The 24,656-nt window shown below is 66.4% G+C and carries 22 protein-coding genes; 8 read left to right on the forward strand and 14 right to left on the reverse strand.

The genetic code is table 11. The features are described 5' to 3' along the window. Positions 1–7 precede the first annotated feature (7 nt). Complete coding sequence (locus tag EYZ64_RS19940) at positions 8–811, reverse strand: class I SAM-dependent methyltransferase (protein WP_135456000.1); 804 nt, start codon at positions 809–811, stop codon at positions 8–10. A 90-nt stretch (positions 812–901) separates the two neighbouring features. On the opposite strand from EYZ64_RS19940, the gene EYZ64_RS19945 reads away from it, so the two are divergent. The 3 genes from EYZ64_RS19945 to EYZ64_RS19955 all read left to right on the forward strand — a co-directional run bounded on the left by EYZ64_RS19945 (position 902) and on the right by EYZ64_RS19955 (position 2,341). Further along, complete coding sequence (locus tag EYZ64_RS19945) at positions 902–1,642, forward strand: SDR family NAD(P)-dependent oxidoreductase (protein ID WP_135456002.1); 741 nt, start codon at positions 902–904, stop codon at positions 1,640–1,642. After that, a complete protein-coding gene (locus EYZ64_RS19950) occupies positions 1,639–2,019 on the forward strand; it encodes a hypothetical protein (RefSeq protein WP_135456004.1) in 381 nt (126 codons plus the stop codon). The genes EYZ64_RS19945 and EYZ64_RS19950 overlap by 4 nt, the downstream gene beginning before the upstream one ends. An 82-nt stretch (positions 2,020–2,101) precedes the next feature. Beyond that, positions 2,102–2,341 (forward strand): DUF1918 domain-containing protein, encoded by a 240-nt coding sequence (locus EYZ64_RS19955; RefSeq protein WP_135456006.1) that lies wholly within the window; start codon positions 2,102–2,104, stop codon positions 2,339–2,341. Here EYZ64_RS19955 and EYZ64_RS19960 read toward each other — a convergent pair. Continuing rightward, entirely contained in the window at positions 2,338–3,165 is an 828-nt protein-coding gene (locus EYZ64_RS19960; protein WP_135456008.1) for a universal stress protein, read from the reverse strand. The two genes, EYZ64_RS19955 and EYZ64_RS19960, sit on opposite strands and share 4 nt — an antisense overlap. A 174-nt stretch (positions 3,166–3,339) precedes the next feature. On the opposite strand from EYZ64_RS19960, the gene EYZ64_RS19965 reads away from it, so the two are divergent. Further along, positions 3,340–4,923 (forward strand): adenylate/guanylate cyclase domain-containing protein, encoded by a 1,584-nt coding sequence (locus tag EYZ64_RS19965; protein ID WP_286175068.1) that lies wholly within the window; start codon positions 3,340–3,342, stop codon positions 4,921–4,923. Between the two features lie 38 nt (positions 4,924–4,961). Here the strand turns inward: EYZ64_RS19965 and EYZ64_RS19970 are convergent, their stop codons facing one another. The 11 genes from EYZ64_RS19970 to EYZ64_RS20020 form a co-directional block, all read right to left on the reverse strand. Beyond that, the gene (locus tag EYZ64_RS19970) at positions 4,962–6,542 is read right to left on the reverse strand and encodes a serine/threonine-protein kinase (protein ID WP_135456010.1); all 1,581 of its coding nucleotides are present in this window, start codon (positions 6,540–6,542) and stop codon (positions 4,962–4,964) included. 114 nt (positions 6,543–6,656) lie between these two features. Then, on the reverse strand, positions 6,657–7,913 hold the full coding sequence (gene fmdA, locus EYZ64_RS19975) for a formamidase (protein WP_135456012.1): 1,257 nt from the start codon (positions 7,911–7,913) through the stop codon (positions 6,657–6,659). A 19-nt stretch (positions 7,914–7,932) separates the two neighbouring features. Beyond that, positions 7,933–8,157: a zinc ribbon domain-containing protein gene (locus EYZ64_RS32085; RefSeq protein ID WP_167857889.1), complete on the reverse strand. Its 225-nt coding sequence runs from the start codon at positions 8,155–8,157 to the stop codon at positions 7,933–7,935. 221 nt (positions 8,158–8,378) lie between these two features. Further along, positions 8,379–9,560 carry a PucR family transcriptional regulator gene (locus EYZ64_RS19985; protein WP_286175069.1) on the reverse strand — a complete coding sequence of 394 codons (1,182 nt, stop codon included), beginning with the start codon at positions 9,558–9,560 and terminating at the stop codon, positions 8,379–8,381. 93 nt (positions 9,561–9,653) lie between these two features. Beyond that, positions 9,654–10,592 (reverse strand): PDR/VanB family oxidoreductase, encoded by a 939-nt coding sequence (locus EYZ64_RS19990; protein ID WP_135456018.1) that lies wholly within the window; start codon positions 10,590–10,592, stop codon positions 9,654–9,656. A 13-nt stretch (positions 10,593–10,605) separates the two neighbouring features. After that, entirely contained in the window at positions 10,606–11,664 is a 1,059-nt protein-coding gene (locus EYZ64_RS19995) for a Rieske 2Fe-2S domain-containing protein (RefSeq protein WP_044523370.1), read from the reverse strand. 12 nt (positions 11,665–11,676) lie between these two features. Further along, on the reverse strand, positions 11,677–12,564 hold the full coding sequence (locus EYZ64_RS20000; RefSeq protein ID WP_135456020.1) for a polysaccharide deacetylase family protein: 888 nt from the start codon (positions 12,562–12,564) through the stop codon (positions 11,677–11,679). After that, positions 12,561–13,535 (reverse strand): agmatinase, encoded by a 975-nt coding sequence (speB, locus tag EYZ64_RS20005; RefSeq protein ID WP_502702979.1) that lies wholly within the window; start codon positions 13,533–13,535, stop codon positions 12,561–12,563. Before speB ends, EYZ64_RS20000 begins: the two co-directional genes overlap by 4 nt. Before the next feature lie 12 nt (positions 13,536–13,547). Next, complete coding sequence (locus tag EYZ64_RS20010; protein WP_135456021.1) at positions 13,548–14,246, reverse strand: SDR family NAD(P)-dependent oxidoreductase; 699 nt, start codon at positions 14,244–14,246, stop codon at positions 13,548–13,550. Positions 14,247–14,248: 2 nt separating this feature from the next. Further along, positions 14,249–14,950, reverse strand: a complete 702-nt coding sequence (locus tag EYZ64_RS20015; protein ID WP_135456023.1) for an SDR family NAD(P)-dependent oxidoreductase — start codon at positions 14,948–14,950, stop codon at positions 14,249–14,251. Beyond that, on the reverse strand, positions 14,947–16,407 hold the full coding sequence (locus tag EYZ64_RS20020; RefSeq protein WP_135456025.1) for an APC family permease: 1,461 nt from the start codon (positions 16,405–16,407) through the stop codon (positions 14,947–14,949). The genes EYZ64_RS20015 and EYZ64_RS20020 overlap by 4 nt, the downstream gene beginning before the upstream one ends. A 352-nt stretch (positions 16,408–16,759) precedes the next feature. On the opposite strand from EYZ64_RS20020, the gene EYZ64_RS20030 reads away from it, so the two are divergent. From EYZ64_RS20030 to EYZ64_RS20040, 3 genes are all read left to right on the forward strand, one after another. Beyond that, entirely contained in the window at positions 16,760–18,694 is a 1,935-nt protein-coding gene (locus EYZ64_RS20030; RefSeq protein ID WP_135456027.1) for an ABC transporter ATP-binding protein/permease, read from the forward strand. A 139-nt stretch (positions 18,695–18,833) separates the two neighbouring features. Next, positions 18,834–21,680 carry an MMPL/RND family transporter gene (locus EYZ64_RS20035; protein WP_135456029.1) on the forward strand — a complete coding sequence of 949 codons (2,847 nt, stop codon included), beginning with the start codon at positions 18,834–18,836 and terminating at the stop codon, positions 21,678–21,680. Between the two features lie 139 nt (positions 21,681–21,819). Further along, the gene (locus EYZ64_RS20040; RefSeq protein ID WP_135456030.1) at positions 21,820–22,755 is read left to right on the forward strand and encodes a type IV toxin-antitoxin system AbiEi family antitoxin domain-containing protein; all 936 of its coding nucleotides are present in this window, start codon (positions 21,820–21,822) and stop codon (positions 22,753–22,755) included. Between the two features lie 68 nt (positions 22,756–22,823). On the opposite strand, the gene EYZ64_RS20045 is transcribed toward EYZ64_RS20040, so the two are convergent. Then, on the reverse strand, positions 22,824–23,387 hold the full coding sequence (locus EYZ64_RS20045; protein WP_135456032.1) for a TetR family transcriptional regulator: 564 nt from the start codon (positions 23,385–23,387) through the stop codon (positions 22,824–22,826). 79 nt (positions 23,388–23,466) lie between these two features. Here EYZ64_RS20045 and EYZ64_RS20050 point away from each other — a divergent pair, with 79 nt between their 5' ends. Then, on the forward strand, positions 23,467–24,642 hold the full coding sequence (locus EYZ64_RS20050) for an FAD-dependent monooxygenase (RefSeq protein WP_135456034.1): 1,176 nt from the start codon (positions 23,467–23,469) through the stop codon (positions 24,640–24,642). The last annotated feature ends 14 nt before the right edge of the window (positions 24,643–24,656 follow it).

Genomic DNA, 24,656 nt, shown 5'->3' on the forward strand with positions numbered 1-24,656 from the left:
ACCGGATCTACTTGCGGATGCGGGCGATACCCATCAGATGGTTGGTCATGTCCCTGATGCCGGGGAGATGGCCACTGAGCCGAACCAAGCTCATCGCCGCCTGGTGGATCTCCTCATCGACGACCGGAAGCTCCTCCAGGGCAAATCCATTGGCACCTTCGATGGCGTGAGCCTCTGCGTCGGGCAAGCCTGCCGCTGCCATCTCCTGCAGGAGTTCTTCACCGGTGTGGAAATGGCCGCCCGGGAATCGGACGGTAGCAGGCGCGTCCCCGCGCTCCAGCAGTGCGATCAGCTCGGCGGGATATGTCGCACCCGTGAGATCGTCCCGCCCCAGGGTGTTGACGGTGTGGCAGGCGAACCGGGTGATTGCCGCCGCAAACAGCCAGCCACCGGACCGTGCGACCCGTTTTGCCTCCCTCAGGCAATTGATCCGGATGTGTTGGGAAACAATGTGATACAGCGGACCGAACATCAGGACGACGTCGAACGCATCATCCGGGAAGTTGAGGTCGCGAGCATCGCCGATCTCGGCGGTGAAGGTGCCGCAGCGGCGAGCAGTCGCCACATGGTCGGGTACCGGGTCGATCAGAACCACGTCATGCCCCTGCTCGGCGAGGGCGGCCGCATGGACACCCGTCGCACCCCCGATATCCAGAATCCTCGACCGTGGCGCGATCCGTGCGCCGACTAGTTCCTGGACACGCTCGAATTCCAACCGCCCCTGTGCCGATCGGGTTCGCAGCCGCTCGGATTCGGTGAACTGGTTGGTGTAGTAGGCCTGAATTCGCACGTCCAGATCCGGCTGATTCATCCTCGTCACGATAACGATGTCGAATACCGGCCACCATTGATTTAAGCCACCCAGTCAGCCCCCGCCAGACCGCGTGAGAAGGTGTGAGCCATGACAGCTCTGGATGGAAAGGTCGCGTTGGTCACCGGTGCCTCATCGGGTCTCGGCGCGGCAGTGGCCCAATTGTTCGCCGCACGCGGCGCCTCGGTGTTTGGTGTCGCCCGCGACGCCGAGCGGATGGCGACAGTCTTCGAGGACGTGCCCGGCGGCGCATATGCCTCGGTGGACATCTCCTCCTCGGAAGCCTGCCGGGACGCGGTGGCCCAGTGTGTCGAGAAGTTCGGCCGCCTCGACGCCCTGATCAACGTCGCGGGATTCCACCAGATGCGCCACACCGTCTCGGTCACCGATGAGGACTGGGACAAGGATCTCGCGGTCAACCTGAACGGTCCGTTCTTCCTGTGCCGGGCGGCCCTGCCCCATCTGCTGGAGGCCGGCGGCAACATCGTCAACGTCGCCTCCATCGCCGGAATCGAGGGCGAGGTCTACTCGGCCGGATACTGCGCGGCCAAGCACGGGCTCGTCGGCCTCACCCGTGCCCTGGCCATCGAGTTCACCTCGGAGCGTCTTCGCGTCAACGCGGTGTGCCCGGGCGGCATGCTCACCCCGCAGACCACCGAGTTCGCCGCACCAGAGAACGCCGACTGGAACCTGATCATGAGGATCGCCGCGCCCCGCGGAATGATGGACGTGGCCGACGTCGCCAAGACCATCGCATTCCTGGCCAGTGACGACGCCGCCGCCGTGCACGGCGCGGTGTACATCGTCGACGCGGGCAAGACAGCGGGATGAGGACCACCACGCTCTCCCCCGCGACGCATCGCAGTGTGGCGGTGGCCGGATCGGCCGCCACTGCGGCCAGCGCGGCGGTGGCCGGATCGGCCGCGACCGTCACCAGTGTCGGAGTCGCAGGATCGGCGGCCACCGCGTCCAGCGCCGGGGTGGCCGGCTCGGCGGCGACGGCCGGCAGCGCCGCCGTATTCGGAAGCGCGCTCACCGTGCTGTCATTCGCGATGATGGGCTGTCTGGCCTGTATCGGCTGCTTCGCGTGCCTGCGGTGTGTGGGTTGCCTCGGCTGCGCCCGCTGCCGCGACTGCGTCGGCTGCGTGGGCTGCTACAACTGCTCAGGCCTGCGCAACGCGCGCGGCCTCCGCGATGTTCACGTGTGAATCTTCTCGGCGCACGGTTCCTTCCGCGGCCCGACGCGCGCACGATAGGAGTGTCCGCCTGGTACGGCGAAGGGAGCGGACGATGAAAGCCCACGTCGGCGATTTTCTGGTAGTCAAAGGCACCACCACCGACCAGCACGATCAGCACGCCGAGATCCTCGAGGTGCGCACCGAGGACGGATCTCCACCGTTTGTGGTGCGGTGGCTGGTCACCGGCCATGAAGCGACGGTCTATCCCGGCCCTGACGCGGTCGTGGTCTCGGCCGCCGAACACTCCCGTGCGGCCGAACGCGCAGCAGAGCGTCAAGGCCGCCGAGGCTAGCCGCCCGGAACCACCAGGACCGGACGGTAGGTGCGCTGCAGCGTCGCGGCAGCCACACTGCCCAGCAGCACCTTCTTCAGCGCCGACCGCCCGCGCGAGCCCACGACGACGACAGCGGCCCGTTGATCTTCGGCAAAGGCGACCAATGCGTCAGCGGTCGCTCCGGCGCCGGACCCGCGGAATCTGGGTACGAGATGCGCTGCCTGGGCTGCGGCAACGTCAACCGCGCCGCCGTCGTCCACCCCGACTGTGACCACCTCACGGGCCGGGAACAGGGCCCGGGCGGCACTCAGCGCTCGCTCGGAACCGGCTGAGCCGTCCACGCCGACCACGACCGGACCCTCGGTCACCGCGTCGTATTCCGCCGAGAGCATGGTCTGGGACACCACCAGCACCGCACGGGGCGCGTGGTGCACCACGAGGTCCGAGACACTGCCGAGCTTCGAGTCGCTCGCACCGATCCCTCGGGCACCGACGATCAACACATCGGGTTCGAGTTGTTCGGCCACCTGCGCCAACCCCAGGCCCTCGCCCGCCCAGGTGCGCTTGACCTGCGGCTCGGGATTCCAGCCGGCCGCCCGCGCCAGGATGACGCCGGTGTCGACCAACCGTGCGGCCTCACCCTCGCTTTCGTGATCGACCAGATCGATCAACTCGTCGACATTGCGCGCCGAATGCCGCAGCCGGGCCCGTAACCCCTTGCTGCCGAACGGCGGCGTGCACAGATAGACGACCACCGCGTCGGCGGCCGGGAACAGTGCGGCGCCGCTGCGGATCGCCGCGTTGGCCGCCAGCGACCCGTCATAACCGAGCACTACCAACATGTGTGTCCCCTTGTTCCGTTCGTGCATCCGATTCCAGACTAAAGGGCCGGTGGGGATATCCGACGCCACCGGCAAGTAGCGGAGCAGATTGGCGCGAAGGCTTCGCGCGCCGAGCAGGAAACAGGTAGCCGACTACCCTATCGAGCACCCGCGCCACGCGCGCACGCTTTGTTCATGGACGCCACCGTCAACGGCTTGGCACACCTCGACGCTCCCATCGCTGTCACCCCCGCCGACATCGGGGCCGAACTTCGGGACCAGACGTTCAAGCGGTGGGTGTGGGGTGCGGCCGTGGTCAGCGCCGGGGGCGGCGGGATCGTCGGCGCCTTCCTGGCCTTCGCGGCGCCCATCGTGTTGAGCCCCGCGGACACCCATCGCCTGCTGATCCGCGGGGGCAGCGTGCTCATCGTGTTCCTGGCGGTGGCGGTTCCGGTGATGCTGCGGGTACGGCGGCGCCGGTTCGCCGCCAGCACGGCCTGGCTGAGCGAGGGGCGTACGCCCACCGCGGAGGAACAGCGGATGACGCTGGGCGCCCCGGGTGAGGCGGTCCGGTTGTCCGCTGCGGTGTGGGGCGTCGGGGCGGTGATCTTCGGGTCACTGGCGCTCACTCAGCAGGTGTCCACCGCGGTGTACATCTTCAGCGTGGTGGCGCTGGGCGGCATTTCGACGAGCGCGGTGTGGTACCTGATCGTCGAACGGGTCATGCGGCCGGTGTCGGCACGGGCGCTCGACGGTGCCACCCCGGACCGACGATTCGGACCGACGATCGGGCGCCGGCTGGTGATGGCATGGCTCCTCGCGACGGGAGTTCCGTTGTTCGGCATCGCGGTGTTGGCGGCCAGCTATCTGGCCGACGTCGGCTTCCTGGCCGAGCGCACCTTCGCGGCCATCCTGATCCTGGTGGCGGTGGCGATCGTGGTGGGTCTGTTCGCGATCCTGATCGCCATCCGGTCGGTGACCGACCGGGTCACCGCGCTGCGCCGCGCCCTGGCCCAGGTGCAGGCGGGCGACTTCAGCGCCCGGGTCGAGGTCGACGACGTCAGTGAAATCGGGCGGCTACAAGCCGGTTTCAACACCATGACGGCCGGCCTGGCCGAGCGTGAACGGATCCGCGACACGTTCGGCACTTACGTGGATCGCGATGTGGCCGAACACATCCTGTGCGCCGCCGGATCGTTGGAAGCCCAGGAGATGGATGTCACCCTGATGTTCGTCGACGTGCGCGGATTCACCACACTCGCCGAGCGGCTGCGGCCCACCGAGGTGGTGACGACACTGAACCGGCTGTTCGAGCGGATCGTCCCGATCGTGCACGACCACGGCGGCCACGTCGACAAATACGCGGGTGACGGGCTGATGGCGGTCTTCGGGGCGCCCCGGCGCCAGGACCGTCACGCTGATGACGCCTTCGGTGCCGCGCTGCAGATCGCCGACGCGGTGCACGAGGAGTTCAGCGGCAGCCTGACGGTCGGCGTGGGCCTGAACTCCGGACCGGTGGTAGCCGGAAATGTCGGTGGCGCAGGGCGTTTGGAATTCTCGGTGATCGGCGACGCGGTGAACGTCGCATCCCGGGTCGAGACCGCCACCCGCCAGACCGGCGACACCGTGCTGCTGACCGCCGCCACGTTGAGTCAACTCACCGGGGACCGAGGCGATTTCGAGCCCCGGCCGGGGTTGGCGCTCAAGGGCAAGACCAATCCGGTCGCCGTGTACGCCCCCGTTTCAGCAAAGGCGCGCGTAGTGAAAACGGCCTCCTGACAGGGCTTTTCGTCGGCCGCATGTCACGCGGTCGCGTATCAGCGCTCGCCGTATTCCAGTGGCGGTTCCGACGAATCGACCTTGCCGTAGCTGCTGATGGTGAGGCCGTCGGGCCCCACCTCATAGCGCGCACCGTCGGCGGGGTTGACGGCCACGAAGCCGTTGCCGGACCGTTCGACGGTGGGGATCTGGAGGTTGGCGCCGTCGCTGAGCCGCTCACCGCGGTAAGAGAAGCTGTCGGAGCCGGTCTGGCAGATCACCGCCAGTGAGGACGCGGTCCGGATCACGGCGGCCGGGGTGCTACCCGCGGGGCACCGTGCGGTGTGGTCGACGAAGCCCTGGTCGTCGGTGCCGCTCACGTTGGCCGTCGCCGACCCTGCCGTGGTCGTGGTCGTGGTCGGCGCCTCGGATGTCGCGCTCGGCGGGGTCGGCGCGGTCAACGTCTCATGGGTGGAGGCGCCGTCGCCGCCGCTGGCCAGGACCGCGGCCAGCACAGCGGCGATCCCGAACAGGCCCACCGACACCAGGATCAAGGTGAGCTGGGCCCGGCTGAACCGCGGCTTGCGCGCCGGAGCCGGCGGTGCCTGTAGCGGGGGCGGCGGCGGTGGGTACGGCGTGTAGCCGGTGTGGTTCGGGTTGGGGTAGATCGACGAGAACTCGCGGGTGCCCGGTGACGGCGGCTGAGGCTGCGGCTGCGGCTGCGGCTGCGGAGTGAGCCTCGGAGGGGCGGGTGCGGGCGCCGGAGTGGGCGGCAGCAGCGGCGGCGGTGCGGGAGCCGCACCGGAACCGGCCGCGTCGCGGGCGGCCTTGGCCAGTTCACCGGCGCTGGGATAGCGGTCGACGGCGTCCTTGGCCATGCCCTTGGCCACGACGTCATCGAATGCACGCGGGATCCCGCGGCGCATGATGCTCGGCCGCGGCGCCGGGGAGAACATGTGGGCGCTCATCAACTGGCGCAGATCGCCCGTCTCGAACGGTGGCCGGCCGATCAGCATCTCGTAGAGCAGGCAGGTCAGGGCATACACGTCGGCGGCCGGTCCGACCGGGCCGCCGGAGAACCGCTCCGGCGCCATGTAGGCACTCGATCCGATCAGCACACCCGTCATCGTGACGCTGGCCTCGCCCCCGACGTGAGCGATGCCGAAGTCCACCAGGTAGGCGAAGTCATCGGCGGTGAGCAGGACGTTCTCCGGCTTGATGTCACGGTGCACCAGGCCGTCGGCATGCGCGGCGTCCAATGCCGCGGCCACCTGCGTGACGATCGCGGTGGCCCGCTCCGGGGACAGTGGGCCGTTGGTCCGCAGCAGCTCCTTGACGCTGGCGCCCTCGACCAGCCGCATGTCGATGTACAGCACGCCGTCGATCTCGCCGAAATCGTGCACCGGGATCACGTGCGGTTCCTGCAGCCGCGCCGCCACCCGGGACTCACGCCGGAACCGCTCCTGGAAGCTCGCGTCTGCCGCGATCTCGGTGCGCAGCAGCTTGACCGCCACCATGCGTTCCTTGACCGTGTCGTAGGCCCGGTACACCTCACCCATGCCACCGACACCGATCAGCGATTTCAGCTCGTAGGGTCCGAACCGGGTGCCGAGGCGCGAGGCACCAGGGGGCGGGGTCATTGCGCGATCCTTTCCGGTTGCACCAAGCCCCGGGTCGGGGCGGGCACGCGGTCGTCTCGGTGACGAGGATAGTTCGACCGCGGCCCGGCCCGCCGCGACTGGTGTCCGGAGGTGTCAGTTGAACGACGAGTGCGGGGCCCCCATACCAGGGTCGATCTGCACCGGCCCGGTGACCGACGGCGCGACCGGGAAATCGAAGATCGCGGTCGGGATATACACCGTCGCACAGGCATTCGGAATGTCGACGACGCCGGACAGACGGCCTTCGATGGGGGCAGCACCCAGCAGCAGGTACGCCTGCTCAGGGCTGTAGCCGAACTTGGTCAGATAGTCGATCGCGTGCAGGCAGGCCCGTTGGTAGGACAGGTGCGAGTCCAGGTAGCGCTGTTCACCGTCGAGGGTGACCGAGGTGCCGGAGAATGCCAGCCATTCGGAGTACTGCGGATCGGTGTTGCCGGGCATGAATATTGCGTTCTCGCTCACACCGTAGGGCTCCATGCCGCCGGGGATGACGTCGACGCGCAGGTCGATGAAGCCGCCCATCTCGATGGCACCGCAGAACGTGATCTCGCCATCGCCCTGGGAGAAGTGCAGGTCGCCTACGGAGAGGTTGGCCCCGTCGACGTACACCGGATAGAACACCCGGCTGCCCTTGGTGAGGTTCTTGATGTCCTGGTTGCCGCCGTTCTCGCGCGGTGGGGCGGTGCGGGCCGCCTCGGCGGCGGCCAAGGTGGCGGCGTCCCCGGTCAGTCCGCCGAGGATCGCGTCGCGCGGTTCGGGCGGCAGGGCCAGCGGCGGCACCCGGTCGGGGTCGGTCGCGATCAGTGCGGCCTCGCGGGTGTTCCACTTCGCCAACAGCCCGGTCGAGGGTGCGGTCCCCATCAGCCCGGGGTGCACGATGCCGGTGAACTCCACGTGCGGGACGTGCCGTGAGGTGGCCTTTTGACCGGAGAAGTCCCAGATCGCCTTGTAGGCGTCAGGGAACTGATCGGTGAGGAAGCCGCCGCCGTTGAGCTTGGGAAAGATGCCGGTGTAGCCCCAGCCCTGGCCGGCCAGCGGCCCGGAATCCTCCTGCGGGATGGGGCCGACGTCGAGGATGTCGACGATCAGCAGATCGCCCGGTTTGGCGCCTTCGACGGCGATCGGGCCGGAGAGCACGTGCACCGTCGTCAGCGGTGCGTTGAGGATGTCGTCGGCCGAATCGTCGTTGACGATGGCACCATCGAACCATTCGCGACAGTGCACCCGGAACGAGTCGCCCTGCTTGACCGTTACCGCGGCCGGGATGTCGGGGTGCCACCGGTTGTGGCCCAGCTTCTCCTGATCGGTGAACTTCTTGGTCGAGTCGAGCGGGAATACGACTTCGGGCATTGATCCTCCTTTGCGGACTTCAGGGACGGGGCAACTTCTGATGGAGCGGGTTGGTGGTGACTTTCTGCCGCCGGCCGCCCGCCGGCGGTCCGGCCACCACTGCGGGACGGTCGGCCGACGCGCGTGTCGCGTCTTGCAGTGACATGGCGGTCGAGCCGCCGCGGCCCAGGTTCGGGGCCGCGATCGTCCTGCGGGCCGGCCCCCGGCAGCCAGGGCAGTCGATCACGTCCGGGCGCGCGCTCATCGAGAACATCTTCTTCGTGACGCCACAACCGGACGCACAACGAAATTCGTAGAGAACCAACAGGTTTCCTTAGCGTTGCCGGGAGCTGCTCTGTCGACAAACGTCACACTACCGACGAACACCCGGCTCAGCAGGGCAGTTGGACAACAACACACCACAGCTGAGTCAGGCTGTAGACATCTACAGTTCGGCCGACGTCCCGGTCTGGCGCCGGGGCGAGTTCACGGCCGAGTATGCGGCGCTCGCCCGAGCTGGATCACCTTGTCGTGCACCGGCTTAGCCGCGTCAGCGACGCCCATGCCCATGTTCCGCGCCGCCCACAACGCAATCCGGAAATTGGTCCGGTCGGTTTCATCGAGCGGGTTGGCACCGGTGAGCTCGGCGATCTTGGCCAATCGGTTGCGCAACGTGTTCACATGCACGTACAGCTGGCTTGCGGCTGTCGAGATGTCGTTGCCCGGTGCCAGAAAAGCTTCCAGGGACGGAACAAGGTAGCCGTTGTTCAGCTTGTCGTGGTCGACCAACGGCACCAACAGCCGGTGGACGAACGGCACGAGACGAACTTTCGGTACCGCCGCCAGCAGTCCGTCCAGCGTGGCGATCTCCTCGATGTGCACCGAGCGCCGCCAGCGGATACCTTCACGCAGCGCTTCGAGCGCCTCGGGAATCGCGTACACCATGGACTGGGCGTCCGGGGCGATGGCGACTCCGCACACCAGATCAGAGGCCGCCAGTTCGGCAGCGAACTGTTCGGAATGGGGGCACAGCGCCACGATGCGGTCATCGAGTATCGCGATTGCACCCGCATGCCGGTCGACGAGCTCGTGCACCCGGGTGTGGACATCCGTGGTGAACGCGCACACCGCTACCGGGGTTCCGGCCAGACCACATTCGGCGAGGGCAGTCTCGACCGGCCCGACTCCCAGGGTGCCTGCCATGAACCAGCGCAGTATCGAACCCAGGTCCCGCTCGCGCGTTCCGACCTCCCGATCGGCGATTCTCATGGAATCGGCCCAGTCCACGATCCGCCGGAAGGGCACCGCGGCATGCTGGGCCAGCAATGGCAGGTCCAAGTCGACGCAGGCCTTCACCAGGGCTGCGGGCGGTTCGTCGAACAGATCCCCCAGCCCGACCAGCAGCGCAGTGACACGCCGCCGGCTCAGGGTCTCGACGTAGCGCCGGATCGAATCGTCCGGCTGATCGGCTACGGGTACCCCGATGCTGAGGATCAACTCCTCCCCCGACAGGTACTGCGATGGGTCGACGAGTTCGGTGGGATACACATAGCGGATCGGCCGGTCGAGATCGCGAATCGGCGTCAAAGTGTCGACATGCAGGCTCGGCTGGGCCAGCAATTCCCTGAGCAGCACGGTGCCATCGTGGGGTGTCGCCTCTAAGGTCATGCTGTCCTCGTCCGCTAGCTGGTCATCGACGGACATCGGAACACTCCTGCGGGCACGCTCATGGCAGCGGAGTTTAGAGCCATGAACGCGTCCTCACAGGTCGAGCGTGATCTTTCCGCCGAGAGAGCGGGATACGCAGATCATCATCGAGGTGTTGGCCGCCCGCTCGGCCTCGGTGAGCAGGTCATCGCGATGGTCGACCTCGCCGGCGAGCACCTTGGTCTCACACGTTCCGCAGAATCCACTCGTGCACGAGAACGCGGTGTCGGGGGCCGCATCGAGAACCGCCTCCAGCACGCTCTTGTTCGGCGGGACCACCACCGTGGCACCGGTGCGGGCCAGCTCCACCTCGAAGGCGCCGTTACCGAACCCTCCGGCGGGCGCCGCGGTTGCTGCGAACCGCTCGACGTGCAGTTCAACATCCGGGTAGCCGGTGCTGAGGTCGGCGACGGCAGCCAGCATGGGCGCCGGGCCGCAGCAGTAGACATGGGTCCCGGCCGGACTGTCGGCGAACACGCCGGCGATGTCGGGCAGCCCCATCTCGTCCTGCGGAATCAGCGACACCCCGTCGATGCCGGCCAGGCGGTCGGCAAAGGCCATGGCGGCCCGGCTGCGGCCCCCGTAGATCAGCGTGAACTCGGGACTGCCCGGGGCGCTGCGAAGCTCATCGATCATCGCCGCGATCGGGGTTATCCCGATACCGCCGGCGATGAAGACGTACCGCGGCGCCGGGCTCAGCGCGAAGGCGTTCTGGGGCACCCCGACCTCGACCACGTCGCCGATACGCAGCATCTCGTGCACCTCGCGGGAACCGCCGCGGCCGTCGGCGACCCGCAGCACCGCGATGGTGTACCGGTACGGATCGTCGCGCGGACCGCACAGGGAGTACTGCCGGACGCGTCCGGACGGCAATGTGATGGGGATGTGCGCACCGGCTGCCCATGCGGGCAGCCGGTCGCCGGTGGGGCTGGCGAGCACCACCGAGATCACCTCGGTGGCTTCCAGCCGCAGTTGAATGACGTGAAGTTTCATACCTGGTGTCGGCTCAGACGCGGGCGTGGCCGTTTTCGGCGGGAACCTCGGTCTGCGCCGCGATGAGGTCCCGCTCCTGCTGAATCGTCTGCACCGCATGCTGGGTCGCGCGCCGGTAGTTCAGCGTGTAGATGTCGGCCGGCGCCGACACCTCGAACGCCTGCCCGGCAAGCGGAACCTCCTTGGGTTCAAGACCTTCGAGCACCGGGGTGTCCTCGTTGAAGACCTTCGTCTCGATCTCCAGGATCTCGTCGACAGTTCCGCCGCGGAAATCCTTGTCGGTGGCCACACCCCAGAAGATGATGCACTTGTCGTAGCTGACCGGCGACGGGAAATCCACCAGATACCGCTTGCCGAGCGGCTCGCCGAAGTCGTACAGGATGGTCGCGATTCCCGGCGCGTAGGAGTGGTAGTGCATCCAGGCATCGCCGACATCGGAGAAGTCCGAATCGGGCACCCCCGGGTAGAAGTAGGACGCCCACACCTCACGACCGTCACGCTTGACGGCCAGCTCGTCCACCACCGGGTTGACCTCGCCCATCGACGGCGCATGCACGAACGGGAAATGCGCCATGTCCCGGAAGTTCTCGGTGGCCGCCATGAATCCGCACTCGGCGTGAATGGGCTCCGCCGCACGCCATTCCAGCTCCAGGCCGCCGATCTCAGGCGGATGTGGCAAGTCGAACACCGGGTCGCCCAGGCACGTCCAGACGTGTTCGAATCGCTCGATCACCGGATAGGACTTGATCTCCGCCTTCGGCGGAATCCGTTGTCCCTCGGCCAGAGACGGGATGTGACTGCACTGCCCACTCTGCCCGTCGAACCGCCACCCGTGGTACGGGCAGGCGATGCTGTCGCCGACGACCTTGCCGTCGGCCAGGTTGCCGCCCCGGTGGATGCAGCGCCGGTCGGTCACCCGGGCCGCACCGGTGGAATCACGGAACACCACCAGCTTGTGGTCGAGCAGGGTGGCAGACTGCGGGGTGTCGATGTCCTGGGACCGGGCCACCACGAACCACACATGCTGGTAGGCCTCGCGCAGCTTGTCCGGGGTGAGGGCTTCGCGTTTCATCGGGAATTCTCCTTAAGGTTCGGCGGGGATGTTCAGCTCGGGGCGGGTCAGAGTGCGCGGCGTCAACGCCTGTTCGCGGACATATCCGGCGATCTCGGCCATGCCCGCGACCCAGACGTCGTCCATGGCACACACTTCGGCGATGAACTCGCGCAACGCCGCCGCGCGGCCCGGACGTCCGCTGAGGAACGGGTGGTTGGTCAGGATCCAGGCACCGCCGACATCACGCATCGCGTCGAGTTCGGCGCGCCACAGCTCGATGGCCTTGGCCGGGGTCTCGATCAGGCCGGTCCCGGAGAAATCGGGAACGAAGCAGTACTGCTGCCAATCGTCCAGCGCCCAGCTCACCGGGAGTTCCACCAGCGCGGACTGGTCATCGACGGCCAGCTCGTACGGGTGATCGGAATCCATCAGGGTGGAGTCGTAGAGGAAGCCGAACTCGGCGAGCAGTTTCGGTGTGTGCCAGTTCATCTCCCACATCGGCGCGCGATAGCCGACCGGTGTCACCCCGACCACGTCCTGCAGCGCCCGCAACCCGCGGTCCAGGATCTCGCGCTCGGTCTGCTCGTCGACGCCGACCAGCGACTCGTGCAGGTAGCCGTGGTGGGCGATCTCGTGCCCGGCCGCCGCGATCGACCGGATCGGCTCCGGGTGCCGGTGCGCGGTGTAGCCGGGCACGAAGAACGTTGCCGGAACCTGCAATTCGTCGAGTATCGACAGCAGGCGGGGAACCCCGACCAGCGGACCGTAGGCCTGGTGCGACATCGCGCCCATCCGGTCGGCGAACGCCGGATCGGTGGTCAACAGCGGAGATTCGGCATCCACGTCGAAGGTGAATGCGACGGCGCAACGCTTTCCCTCCGGCCAGGACACCGGTCCGGCAGGCGTCAAGGGGTTCATGATCGAGCCTTTCTTCCGAATACGGACAGGAATTCCCAGGTGACGTTGGCGGCGGCGATCGCGGTGATCTCGGCATGGTCGTAGGCCGGTGACACTTCCACCACGTCGACGCCGACCAGGTTCACGCTGTCCAGCCCGCGCACGATCTCGAGCAGTTCACGGCTGGTCATGCCGCCGGCCTCGGGCGTGCCGGTGCCCGGCGCATGCGCCGGGTCGAGCACGTCGATGTCGACCGAGACATACACCGGCGCGTCTCCCACCCGCTCACGGATGCGCTGGATGATGCCGTCGGTTCCGAGCGCGCCGATCTGCTTGCAGGTGATCACGGAGAAGCCGAAGTTCGCGTCCTCGACCAGATCCTGCTTGTCATAGATGGATCCGCGCACCCCGACGTGCAGGCTGCGATCGAGCAACAGGCCTTCCTCGAAGGCTCGCCGGAACGGTGAGCCATGGGTGATGTCGGCCCCGTAATAGCTGTCCCAGGTGTCCAGGTGCGCGTCGAAATGCACCAGCGCCACCGGGCCGTGCACCGCGTGGACCGCGCGCAACGACGGCAGCGCCACCGAGTGATCGCCGCCGAGGATCACCGCACGCGTTCCCTCGGCCTGAAGTTCGGTCAGCTGCGCTGCGATCTGGTCAACCGCCTCGCCGATGTCGAACGGGTTGCACGCGATGTCGCCGGCGTCGGCGAACTGGCAGACCTCGAACGGTTTGATGTCGAGCTCGGGGTTGTAGCCACGGATGAGGCGGGATCCTTGACGAATCGCGTTGGGGCCGAACCGGGCTCCGGGCCGGTAGGTCACAGCGCTGTCGAACGGCACGCCCACCACCACGACGTCGGCCCGTGCCACATCTGACAGGCGGGGCAGCCGGGCGAAGGTCGTCCACCCGGCGTAGCGCGGCTGCACTTGGGGGTCCGCCGGGCCCACGATCGCGTCGCGGGCGTTGTCCCCGGGTATTGCTTGGTTCATTGATTGCCTTTCTTAAACACGATTTCGGGACAACCCGCCATCGACATTGACGATCTGTCCCACGGCCGCACCGAGTTGACGCTGGCTCAACAGTCCAATGACCGCGGCTGCCTGCTCGACGGTGCCGGTCCGCCCGCCCGGCGGCTGCCCGCCGGCGCCGTCACAGACCGACCATTCCGAATCCAGGGCACCGAGGGCGACGGCGTTCACTCCGACCCCGAAGCCACCGAAGTCACGGGTCAGTGATTTGGTGAGCGCGACGATCCCTCCGGCCGCCGTGGCGACCGCGGCCAGGCCGTCTCCGCCGACATGCCAGCGCGAGTTGGTCAGCACGATGCGTCCGCCGGTCCCGCTGTGCCGCATGTGATCCGCGGCGGCCTGCGCGTACAGGAAGCTGCCGGTCAGGGTGGCGTCGACATGCGCCCAGAATTCGGCCATCGACTGGTCGGCGAGCGGCGCCACCACGGGCAGGCCGTGCGCCACAACCAGCACATCGATTCCCCCCATGTGTGCGGCGGCCTTGGCCACCGCGTCACTCACCTCGGATCGGTCCACCGGATCGGCCTTGACCGTGATTTCCCCAGGCGCGGCAACACCGTCTGCGCTGACCGTTCCCACCGTCAGTGCACCTCGTCCGGCGAAATGATCCCGCACCGCGGCGCCGAGCCTGGTGTCGACGCCTGTGATCAGTACCCGATCGATCTCGGTCATCGTCATATCACCGTTCCGCTGTTGACCGACAACACTTCTCCGCACAGGAACAGGTCCTCCTCCAGCAGGCCGCGGACCAGTTCGGCGACCTCGGTGGGCAGCGCGATGCGCCGGGCCGGCAGGGTCGAGACGAATTCCTCGGCGCGTTCCCATGATTCGGCTTCCAGCAGCGGGGTGTCGCACGGCCCGGGTGCCACGGCGTTGACCCGGACCCCGTCGGCGGCGACCTCCACGGCGATGCTGCGCAGCAGGCTCAGCGCCGCGCCTTTGGCCGCGGCGTAGTGGGCGTCATTGCTGCCCCCGCCGATGGCGCGTTCCGAGGCGATGCCGACGATGCGCCCGCTGCCCCGTCGCCGCATGTCCGGCAGGACGGCCCGGCACACGTGGGCCAGACCACCTACGTGCACCCGCAGCATCCGCTCCCAGGCGGGCTGCTCGATGTCCAGGGCCGGGGTCTCCGCGTAGTGCCCTGCACATATGACCGCGGCATCGATCCGGCCGAATGCGTTGTGCACCTGGGCGACCGCCTCGGTGACGGCGTCCTCGTCGGCGACGTCGGCGACGAGCCACAGGTCGGTGTCGTGCGCGGGTTCCCGCGAGATGGACGCAACGGTCCAGCCCCGATCGCGCAGCAGCGCCGCGATCGCCGCCCCGATGCCGCTGCCGGCACCGGTCACCACGGCCACGGGTTTGTCGGCGTTCACACCGGCTCCTTGGTCAGTTCGGTTGCGACTGCTGCGGGCTCACCGGTCTTGGGCTGCCCCACCTTTCGGGTCTTCACGATGACGCTGCCCAGTGCCAGGATCACGCCCATCGCCACGAAGAACGCCCAGTTGATGTACCAGGAGTCGGACACGGTGCGCGGCCAAACAATGTTGAGGAAGGCGAATCCCGCCCACAGCGTCGCCAGCAGTGCCACCGGCGTGCTGAGCTTGCCCAGGTGCCACGGCCCCGGTACCCATTTGCCCCGCAACCGCGCCACCAACCCCGTCACCAGCGGGAACAGAAATGCCAAGTAGTAACCACCGGCGGTGAAGGTCACCAGCACGGAGTAGACATCGGTGGCAGAGATGAGGTAGACGACGGCGCCGATCACCGTGGTGACCAGGATCGCACTGACCGGTTGGGCCTCTGCCTTGGACAACTTGGACAGCACTCGTGAGCCCGGCAGCACCCGGTCCCGCGCGAAGGCCCAGATGACCCGGGAAGCCGAGGCCTGCAGGGCCAGGAAGCTCGCCAGAAATCCGATCACGAAAGCCAGCAGAATCGGCTTGACCCAGGATTCGCCCAGCGCAGCACCAAGTACATACGTCACCGGATCGGAGACCTCACCGGAGCTGATCTTGCTGAAATCCGGCACCGCCAGCGTGACGGCCAACGACGCATAGGCGATGACGATGGCGATGAAGGACACCGAGAACAGCATCGCCTTGGGCACGTTGCGCTGCGGTTCCTTGACCTCTTCGGCGATCGCACCGGCGCTTTCGAAGCCCAGGATGGACCAGCTGGTGAACCCCAGCGCAGCCAGGAAGGGCCCCGAGATATAGGCCCATGACCAACCACTGCCGAGGTCGATCCCCTGCAGGATCACGTCGAGACCGTGGTGGCGATGAAACAGAAGCAGGTAGGTGCCCAGCCCTATCGAGGCCACGATCTCGGCGACGATGCTGCCCAACATGAGTGTCTTCAAGAAGATGCGGCCCGCGATGTTGGCGCCGGTGCCGGCGAGCAGGATCAGCAGCGCGATGAAGCTCTGCTGTACCGCACTCGGGCTTCCGATCCCGATCAGCTCCGCCAGAAATCCGGCGCCGCCGTAGGCCACGGTGGCCATGATGATGACCAGTGCCCACATGTAGACCCAGCCGGCGAACCACCCGGCGATCTCGCCCGCCAGGCGCTTGGTCCACTGGTAGATCGAACCTTCGAACGGCCACCGTGACACCAGTTCGGCGAAGGCCAGCGCCACGATGAACTGGCCCGCGCCGACGATGACGAACGTCCACCAGAAACCGGGGCCGGCGGTCGACAGCGACAGACCGTAGATCCCGTACATGGCAACGATGGGAGAGATGAACGCGAACGCAAACGCGAACGCCGACCACAGCGAGAACTCGCGCTTCAATTCTACTGGCGCAGAATCTATTTGGCTGCCAGACGCCATATGTACCACCTTTCGCCGCCACCAAGACACCGAAGTATGGACATGAGCTCCGGCGTGCGGCATCCCAATACGGCAATCCCGGGTTGGCCCTACAGTCGCGCGGTCGCGGACTGTAGAGACGTACAGCGGCCGCACCGGCGCCGAAACATCCCGGTCTTGCGGCCGTCACGTGGGTGCGCCGCCCTCGAGGTGAACCTGCCGAACTACGCAAGCTCGATCGTGACCACAGGCGAAGTGGTGAGCGCGCTCTCGGTGTTGCACTGAGGCCGGACGGACCGGCTGCGGTAGCTTCCACGCAGGCGCGTCTGGAAATCCAGCCGGCAGGTCCGTCGGCACCTCAGGAGGGATCCCGGTGAATGACGTCAAACCGTTCTCGCCCTCGATCGATTGGAGTTCCGAGCTACTGCACTCCCTGTGGTGGCTGGCGCAGGCCTGGACCATCACGGCGGTGTGCACCCTGGCGGTGCTGATCCTGCTCGCCCGCTACAGCACGTGGGGCCGACAGTTCTGGACCGTCACCAGCGCCTATTTCACCGGGCGCCACAGCCTCAAGCCGTGGCTGACATTGGCCGCGATGCTGCTGTCGGTGATCATCGGTGTGCGACTGGCGGTGTTGTTCAGCTACCAGAGCAATGATCTGTACTCCGCGGCTCAGGTGGCGGTGCAGGGCTGGGCCACCGGCAACGACGAGGTGAGAGTCTCTGGCATCAGGGGCTTTTGGATCGCACTGCTCACCTTTTCGGTGCTGGCCGCAATTCTGGTCACCCGGGTGCTGGTCGACCTGTTCATGACGCAGCGTTTCATGCTGGCCTGGCGGACCTGGCTGACCGACCGGCTCACCGGCGACTGGCTCGACGGCCGTGCCTACTACCGGTCCCGGTTCATCGACCAGACCATCGACAACCCCGATCAGCGCATCCAGTCCGACATCGACGTATTCACCGCCCTGTCCGGCCCGCAGCCCAACACCCCGCACCAGACCAGCAACGGCACGCTGCCCTTCGGTGCCATCTCCTCGATCGTCTCGGTCGTCTCGTTCACCTCGATCCTGTGGAACCTCTCGGGTGACCTCAGCATCTTCGGACTCCAGATACCGCGCGCGATGTTCTGGTCGGTGTTCGTCTACGTCGCATTCGCCACCGTGATCGCCTTCGCGCTCGGCCGTCCGCTGATCCGGCTGTCGTTCAACAACGAAAAGTTCAACGCCGCATTCCGTTACGCGTTGGTGCGCCTGCGCGACGCGGCCGAGTCGGTCGCGCTGTACCGCGGCGAGAAGGTCGAGCGGTCACAGCTGCGGGAACGGTTCTCCGCTGTCGTCACCAACTACAAACACTTCGTCAACCGCACCATGGTGTTCACCGGGTGGAACCTGTCGATGAGCCACATCATCATCCCGCTGCCGTGGGCCCTGCAGGCCCCGCGGTTGTTCACCGGCCAGATCCAGCTCGGAACGGTCAATCAGTCGGTGGCCGCCTTCGGTGCGATCCAGGATGCGTTGTCGTTCTTCCGCAATTCCTATGACACGTTCGCCGGCTACCGCGCCTCGATCATCCGCCTGCACGGACTGGTCACCGCCGATGAGCAGAGCCGCGCGTTGCCCAAGTTGGATGTCGCAGAACTCGCCGCGGATACCGACAGCCTGGTCGAACTCGGCGACGTCGAGGTACGCAACCCGGCGGGCGAGCAGTTGATCGACGATCTCAGCCTGTCCCTGGCCGCCGGCGAGGCGATGATCATCACCGGCAAGTCGGGCACCGGCAAGACCACGCTTTTGCGCAGCATCGCCCAGCTGTGGCCGTACGCCTCGGGCACGGTGCGGTGCCCACAGGGGGCCAACAAGACGCTGTATCTGTCGCAGGTGCCCTACGTTCCGTTGGGCGATCTGCGGACCGTGGTGTCCTACCCCCACCAGCCCGGCGACCTGCCCGACAAGGCACTGCAGGATGCCCTGCTCGCGGTCGCCCTACCGCGCTATGTCGGTCGGCTCGACGAGGACGGTGACTGGGCCAAGGTGCTCTCCCCCGGCGAACAGCAGCGCGTGGCATTCGCCCGGGTGCTGCTGACCAAACCCAAGGTGGTGTTCCTCGACGAGGCCACCTCGGCGCTCGACGAGCCGCTGGAATTCATGATCTACAGCCTGATCCGCCGCGAATTGCCCGACACGGTGTTGGTCAGCGTCACCCACCGCTCCACCGTTCATCGCCACCACAACACGCACCTGGAACTGCTCGGCGAGGGACAGTGGCGACTGGGCCGCGTCGACGACATCGAACCGGTCGGCGTGTAACGCCTGCTGGAGATATCTGGCCGCCCGTCGCCGTCCCCGGTCTGGTAAGACGGGGGGAACGACACCACGTAGTAAGGTAAGCCTTCGCACTAGGCCGACCTCTGCATTGTGCTCACCCACCGACCACCAAGGGTTCCTGATGGCCGATTCCAGAGCTCCCCACACGGGGATTGCTCGATGGATCCGTCGATTCGCCGTTCCGGTGATTGTCGGCTGGATCGCACTCCTCGCGTTTCTGAGCGTCAGCGTCCCCCCGCTCGAGGTGGTGGGTCAGATGCGCTCGGTGTCGATGAGCCCAGACGAGGCACCGTCGGTGATCGCGATGAAGCGCGTCGGCAAGGTGTTCGACGAGTTCCACTCCGATAGCTCCGCGATGATCGTGCTGGAGGCCGAGGACAAGCTCGGCGACGACGCGCACCGGTTCTACAACGACATGGTCGACCGGCTGGAAGCCGACAAGAAGCACGTCGAACACGTCCAGGATTTCTGGGGCGACCCGCTCACCGAGGCCGGCGCCCAGAGCAATGACGGCAAGGCCGCCTATGTGCAGGTCTACATGGCCGGCAACATGGGCGAGGCGCTGGCCAACGAATCGGTGGAGGCGGTCCAGCAGCTGATCGCCAACCTGTCTCCGCCGCCCGGGCTCAAGGTGTACGTCACCGGACCCACCGCCCTGGCCGCCGATCAGCAGATCTCCGGCGACCGCAGCGTCAAGATCATCGAAGGCGTCACCTTCGTGGTCATCATCACGATGCTGCTGCTGGTGTACCGGTCGATCATCACGGTGATCCTGGTGCTGGCGATGGTGGTGATCGAACTCTCCGCCGCCCGCGGCTTCGTCGCGTTCCTGGGCTACCACAACCTGATCGGCCTCTCGACCTTCGCGACGCAGCTTCTGATCACGCTCGCGATCGCCGCGGCCACCGACTACGCGATCTTCCTGATCGGCCGATATCAGGAAGCCCGCAGTGTCGGTGAGGACCGAGAACAGGCGTATTACACGATGTTTCACGGCACCGCCCACGTGGTGCTCGGTTCCGGCATGACGATCGCCGGCGCAACGCTGTGTCTGCATTTCACCCGGCTGCCGTACTTCCAGACCCTCGGCATTCCGATGGCCGTCGGCATGACGGTGACGGTTGTGGCGGCACTCACGCTGGGCCCGGCGATCATCACGGTGGCCAGCCGGTTCGGCAAGGTGCTCGAGCCCAAACGCGCCATGCGCATCCGCTTCTGGCGGCGACTGGGCGCCTTCGTGGTCCGCTGGCCGGGCCCGGTACTGCTGGGCACCATCCTGCTGTCGCTGGTCGGCCTGCTCACGCTGCCGGGCTACCGGACCAACTACAACGACCGCAACTATCTGCCCACCGATCTACCCGCCCAGGAGGGCTACGCCGCGGCAGACCGGCACTTCTCGGCGGCAAAGATGAATCCCGAGTTGGTGCTCATCGAAACCGACCACGACATACGCAATTCGGCGGATTTCCTGGTGATCGACAGGATCGCCAAACGCATCTTCGAGGTCTCCGGCGTAGGCAGCGTGCAGGCCATCACCCGCCCGCAGGGTGAGCCGCTGGAATTCAGCACCATTCCGGCCCAGATGAGCATGGGCGGGGTCATGCAGACCATGAACCGCAAGTACCTCACCGACCGTGCCGACGACATGCTGCTGCAGGCCGACGAGATGCAGAAGACCATCAACACGATGGATCAGATGATCGTGCTGATGCAGGAGATGAGCGGCATCACCCACAGCATGGTGGGCAAGATGGACACGATGGTGGTCGACGTCGCCGAATTGCGGGACCACATCTCCGATTTCGACGATTTCCTGCGGCCGCTGCGCAATTACCTGTACTGGGAACCGCACTGCTACAACATCCCGGTCTGCTCGTCGATGCGCTCGGTGTTCGACGGCCTGGACGGTGTCGACACCATGACCGAGAGCATCCAGCAACTGATGCCCGACATGCACCGGCTCGACGAACTCATGCCGCAGATGGCGACGATGATGCAGCCGCAGATCGAGATCATGCGGAACATGAAGACCATGATGCTGACCATGTATCAGACCCAGAAGGGTCTGCAGGATCAGATGGCGGAGATGCAGGAGAACCAGACCGCCATGGGTACGGCATTCAACGACTCCAAGAACGACGACACCTTCTATCTGCCGCCGGAGATCTTCAACAACGCCGACTTCAAGCGGGGCATGAAGAGCTTCATCTCCCCCGACGGAAAAGCGGTGCGCTTCATCATCTCCCACGCGGGTGATCCGCTGACGCCCGAAGGCATCGGGCTCATCGACGGGATCAAGCTGGCCGCCAAGGAAGCCATGAAGAACACCCCGTGGGAGGGGTCCAAGATCTACATGGGCGGCACTGCCTCGGCCTTCAAGGACATGCAGGAAGGCAACAACTACGACCTGATCATCGCCGGGATCTCGGCGATGTGCCTGATCTTCATCATCATGCTGATCATCACGCGCAGCCTGGTGGCGGCAGCGGTGATCGTGGGCACGGTGCTGGTCTCCCTGGGAACATCGTTCGGCTTGTCAATCCTGGTGTGGCAACACCTGATCGGGATCGAACTGCACTTCATGGTGATGGCGATGGCGGTGATCGTGCTGTTGGCCGTCGGCGCGGACTACAACCTGCTGTTGGTGGCGCGCCTCAAAGAGGAACTGCCCGCCGGTATCAACACCGGCATCATCCGGGCCATGGGAGGCAGCGGGTCGGTGGTGACCGCGGCCGGCCTGGTGTTCGCCTTCACCATGATGTCGATGGTGGTCAGCGAGATGATCGTGGTGGCCCAGGTCGGTTCGACGATCGGACTGGGCCTGCTGTTCGACACCCTGGTGATCCGGTCGTTCATGACGCCGTCGATCGCGGCGTTGATGGGCCGCTGGTTCTGGTGGCCGCAGCTGGTGCGCCAGCGCCCGGCCCGGGGTGTGGTGGCGCGGGCGATGGAACGATCGAACACCTAGGGTGTCTGACAATTGACGCCGAGTCGTCAATGCGGCGGATTGCAGTCAGTATCAAGCAGTGATCCGCCGCCTAGGTGGTTATCCACAGATCGCCGAATGGCTCTGGTGACCATCGCGCCGGTCGACGAGCATCGATTCTGTGGATGTCGGTGAAGCTCTTCGGCAGCAGGGTGGGGTGATCTCGCGTCGGCAGGCGTTGGATGCGGGCCTGGCTGAGCACGAAATCCGACGATTGCTCAGACGCAATGAGTGGGCGCGGGTGCACGCTGGCGTTTATGTCGAACACACCGGTCCGCTGACCTGGATACAGCGGGCTTGGGCCGCAGTGCTTTACGCGGCCCCGGCCGCCCTGTGCTTCGAATCGGCGCTGGGGGTGCAGACGTCGCCGATCCATGTCGCCGTCGAGCGGCAACGGTCGACATTGGCTGAGCCGGTCGGCGTCCGCATTCACCGTGTCGCCCACGTTGACAATCGCGTGCTGTGGAACGTGGGTCCGCCGCGGATGCGGTACGAGGAAGCCGCACTCGACGTCGCGGGCCGCGCGGCGTCGGAACTTGAGGTCATCGCCGTCTTGGCCAACGCCTGCCAATCTCGGCGCACCACTGCTCGGCGGCTGCTGAAAACTCTCGATTCTCGCGGTCGGCTCCGACGGCGCCGCTGGTTGCGGGCGGTGCTGCTCGACATCGCCGACGGTACGTGTTCGGTTCTCGAACATGGTTTTCTTGCTCGGGTCGAGCGGCCGCACGGTCTGCCGCGAGCTACACGGCAGAAGCGGTCGATATCATCGCTCGGCGTCTGCTATCGCGACGCGGAATACGGTGAACGGCTCGTCGTCGAGCTTGACGGCAGGGTGTTTCACGATTCGGCGACGCTGCGGGATGCGGATTTCGAGCGGGACCTGGATGCCGCGGTCGACGGCCGTTCGACGGTCAGGCTTTCCTATGGGCAGGTCTTCGACCGGCCGTGCCAGACCGCGACCAAGATCGCTGAGATCCTGCAGCGGCACGGGATCGCGGTAGCCGGCCGCCCATGCGGGCCTGGGTGCGAGTTCACTCGACTCGACCGCGCTGCATAGGCATCTAAGCGGCGGATTGCAGTCAGTATCAAGCAGTGATCCGCCGCATTGGGTATCGGCGGGTAGGTCTAGCCGGCGACGGCCGCGATGATCAACATTTCGGCGGCCGCATCGACCCGCGACCTGTCCTCCGTGACCAGCGCGTCCTGGCACAGTCCGCGTAGGCCAGAGACCACCAATGTGGCACGCGCACAGGCGTTGTCGGTCGGATACCCGATCACGGACAGCGCTTGCGCGATCGGGGCGATCATCACCTCCACCGCGTTTCGGGCGGCCTCGCCATAAGTCTTGGGGTCCGTGACCGCCAGGCTGAGGACCTGTAGCAGCAGGCGCACGTTGCGACGTTCACCGCCCCGGGTCAGTTCCCGCCACAAGGTCCGTGCCGCCTCCACGAATTCGTCTGCAGTGGTGACACGGGAGAACATCTCCCCCAGCTGTGGACGGCTCGCGTCCAGGGCCTGGGCCAGCAGTTCGGCCCGGTCACCGAAGTAGTACAGCAGCATGCGCTTGCTCGTACCCAGGGCCTCGGCCATCGGCGCCAGCGACATCTCGCCGATGCCGTGCTGTTCGAGATAGCCCACGACACCGTTCAGCAGCTCTTCACGCTTGACGGGATCGGGAGTCCTGGCCACCCCTTGACTGTATCGATCGGTACATTTATAGTCAATAGCGTACCGATTGGTACATTTATTGCGGATTGAGGAGGAACTCATGACCGGGCTTCGAGTTGCCGTCGTGGGTGCCGGCATCGGCGGGTTGACCGCCGCGATTGCCCTGCGTGCCAACGGAATCGACGCGACCGTGTACGAACAGGCACACGAGCTCAAGGCACTCGGCGCGGGGGTCTCGATCGCGACGAACGGATCGCGCATCCTGAACAAGCTTGGCGTAGGAGATGCAGTGGCCGCGATCGCCGGGCCGGTCACGCACTACCAGTTCCGTACCTGGCGGGCCGAGCCGATCGCCGGTGAACCGTCGACCCTCGGCTTCGGGGACCCGGCCCGCACCTGGTGTCTGCACCGCGGCGAGTTCCAGAAGGTGCTGGCCGACGCGCTACCCGCCGACGCCCTGCAACTGGGTCGCTCGTGCGTCGGGGCCACCGAACACGGCGACGGGATCCGTGTCGAATTCTCCGACGGCACAACGGTCGACGCGGACCTGCTGGTCGGCGCCGACGGAATCCACTCTCGCCTCCAGGACAAGGTGACGCGCGCAGCCGCCCCCGTGGGCGAGGGAATCATGGCCTACCGCGGGCTGATTCCCGCCGACCGGCTGCACGGCGTCGTCGACATGAATGCCAGCTCGATGTGGCTGGGGCCCCGCCAGAGCTTCCTGGCCTACCCGGTGTCGGCCGGCGACCTCCTCAACATCGTGGCGTTCGTACCCACCAATCTCACCGTCACCGAATCCTGGACCGCACCTGGCGATGTCGCCGAACTCGCCGCCGCGTACCGGGGGTGGGACCCGAAGGTGCCGGCGATCATCGAGGCGATGGATTCCACGTTCCGCTGGGGCATCTACGACCGTGAACCGCTGGACCGGTGGTCCTCAGAGCGGATCACCCTGCTGGGCGACAGTGCCCATGCCGTCACGCCACACCTCGGGCAGGGCGCCAACCAGGCCATCGAAGATGCGATGACGTTGGCCGTCGTCTTACGTGACGCCCAGCCCGGCGAACTCGGCGCGCGACTGCGGCACTACGAAGACCTACGCATGGACCGCACGCGCCACGTCCGCCGGCAGGCGCGCGCCGCCGGGCGCATCTACCGCTCGACCGAACTCACCCCGCACGCGCAGGCAGAGCAACTACACGCGATCCTCGACAGCGTCGCCATCAACACCTACGACGCCGAGCGAGTTGCCCAGGACGCAGTGCCCGCCGCCTGACTACCTGCTTTTCG

The organism is Mycobacterium sp. DL99, assembly GCF_004762045.1.
In the GTDB taxonomy this organism is placed as follows: domain Bacteria; phylum Actinomycetota; class Actinomycetes; order Mycobacteriales; family Mycobacteriaceae; genus Mycobacterium.

Bases quoted from the DNA above. Each gene is read 5' to 3' on its own strand.
- EYZ64_RS19950 (WP_135456004.1), top strand. From the start codon at position 1,639: ATGAGGACCACCACGCTCTCCCCCGCGACGCATCGCAGTGTGGCGGTG.
- EYZ64_RS20000 (WP_135456020.1), bottom strand. From the start codon at position 12,564: ATGAACCCCTTGACGCCTGCCGGACCGGTGTCCTGGCCGGAGGGAAAG.
- EYZ64_RS19965 (WP_286175068.1), top strand. From the start codon at position 3,340: ATGGACGCCACCGTCAACGGCTTGGCACACCTCGACGCTCCCATCGCT.
- EYZ64_RS20010 (WP_135456021.1), bottom strand. From the start codon at position 14,246: ATGACCGAGATCGATCGGGTACTGATCACAGGCGTCGACACCAGGCTC.
- fmdA (WP_135456012.1), bottom strand. From the start codon at position 7,913: ATGCCCGAAGTCGTATTCCCGCTCGACTCGACCAAGAAGTTCACCGAT.
- EYZ64_RS20020 (WP_135456025.1), bottom strand. From the start codon at position 16,407: ATGGCGTCTGGCAGCCAAATAGATTCTGCGCCAGTAGAATTGAAGCGC.
- EYZ64_RS19995 (WP_044523370.1), bottom strand. From the start codon at position 11,664: ATGAAACGCGAAGCCCTCACCCCGGACAAGCTGCGCGAGGCCTACCAG.
- EYZ64_RS19990 (WP_135456018.1), bottom strand. From the start codon at position 10,592: ATGAAACTTCACGTCATTCAACTGCGGCTGGAAGCCACCGAGGTGATC.
- EYZ64_RS19940 (WP_135456000.1), bottom strand. From the start codon at position 811: ATGAATCAGCCGGATCTGGACGTGCGAATTCAGGCCTACTACACCAAC.
- EYZ64_RS19985 (WP_286175069.1), bottom strand. From the start codon at position 9,560: ATGACCTTAGAGGCGACACCCCACGATGGCACCGTGCTGCTCAGGGAA.
- EYZ64_RS19970 (WP_135456010.1), bottom strand. From the start codon at position 6,542: ATGACCCCGCCCCCTGGTGCCTCGCGCCTCGGCACCCGGTTCGGACCC.
- speB (WP_502702979.1), bottom strand. From the start codon at position 13,535: ATGAACCAAGCAATACCCGGGGACAACGCCCGCGACGCGATCGTGGGC.
- EYZ64_RS19945 (WP_135456002.1), top strand. From the start codon at position 902: ATGACAGCTCTGGATGGAAAGGTCGCGTTGGTCACCGGTGCCTCATCG.
- EYZ64_RS19955 (WP_135456006.1), top strand. From the start codon at position 2,102: ATGAAAGCCCACGTCGGCGATTTTCTGGTAGTCAAAGGCACCACCACC.
- EYZ64_RS20035 (WP_135456029.1), top strand. From the start codon at position 18,834: ATGGCCGATTCCAGAGCTCCCCACACGGGGATTGCTCGATGGATCCGT.
- EYZ64_RS20050 (WP_135456034.1), top strand. From the start codon at position 23,467: ATGACCGGGCTTCGAGTTGCCGTCGTGGGTGCCGGCATCGGCGGGTTG.
- EYZ64_RS19960 (WP_135456008.1), bottom strand. From the start codon at position 3,165: ATGTTGGTAGTGCTCGGTTATGACGGGTCGCTGGCGGCCAACGCGGCG.
- EYZ64_RS32085 (WP_167857889.1), bottom strand. From the start codon at position 8,157: ATGAGCGCGCGCCCGGACGTGATCGACTGCCCTGGCTGCCGGGGGCCG.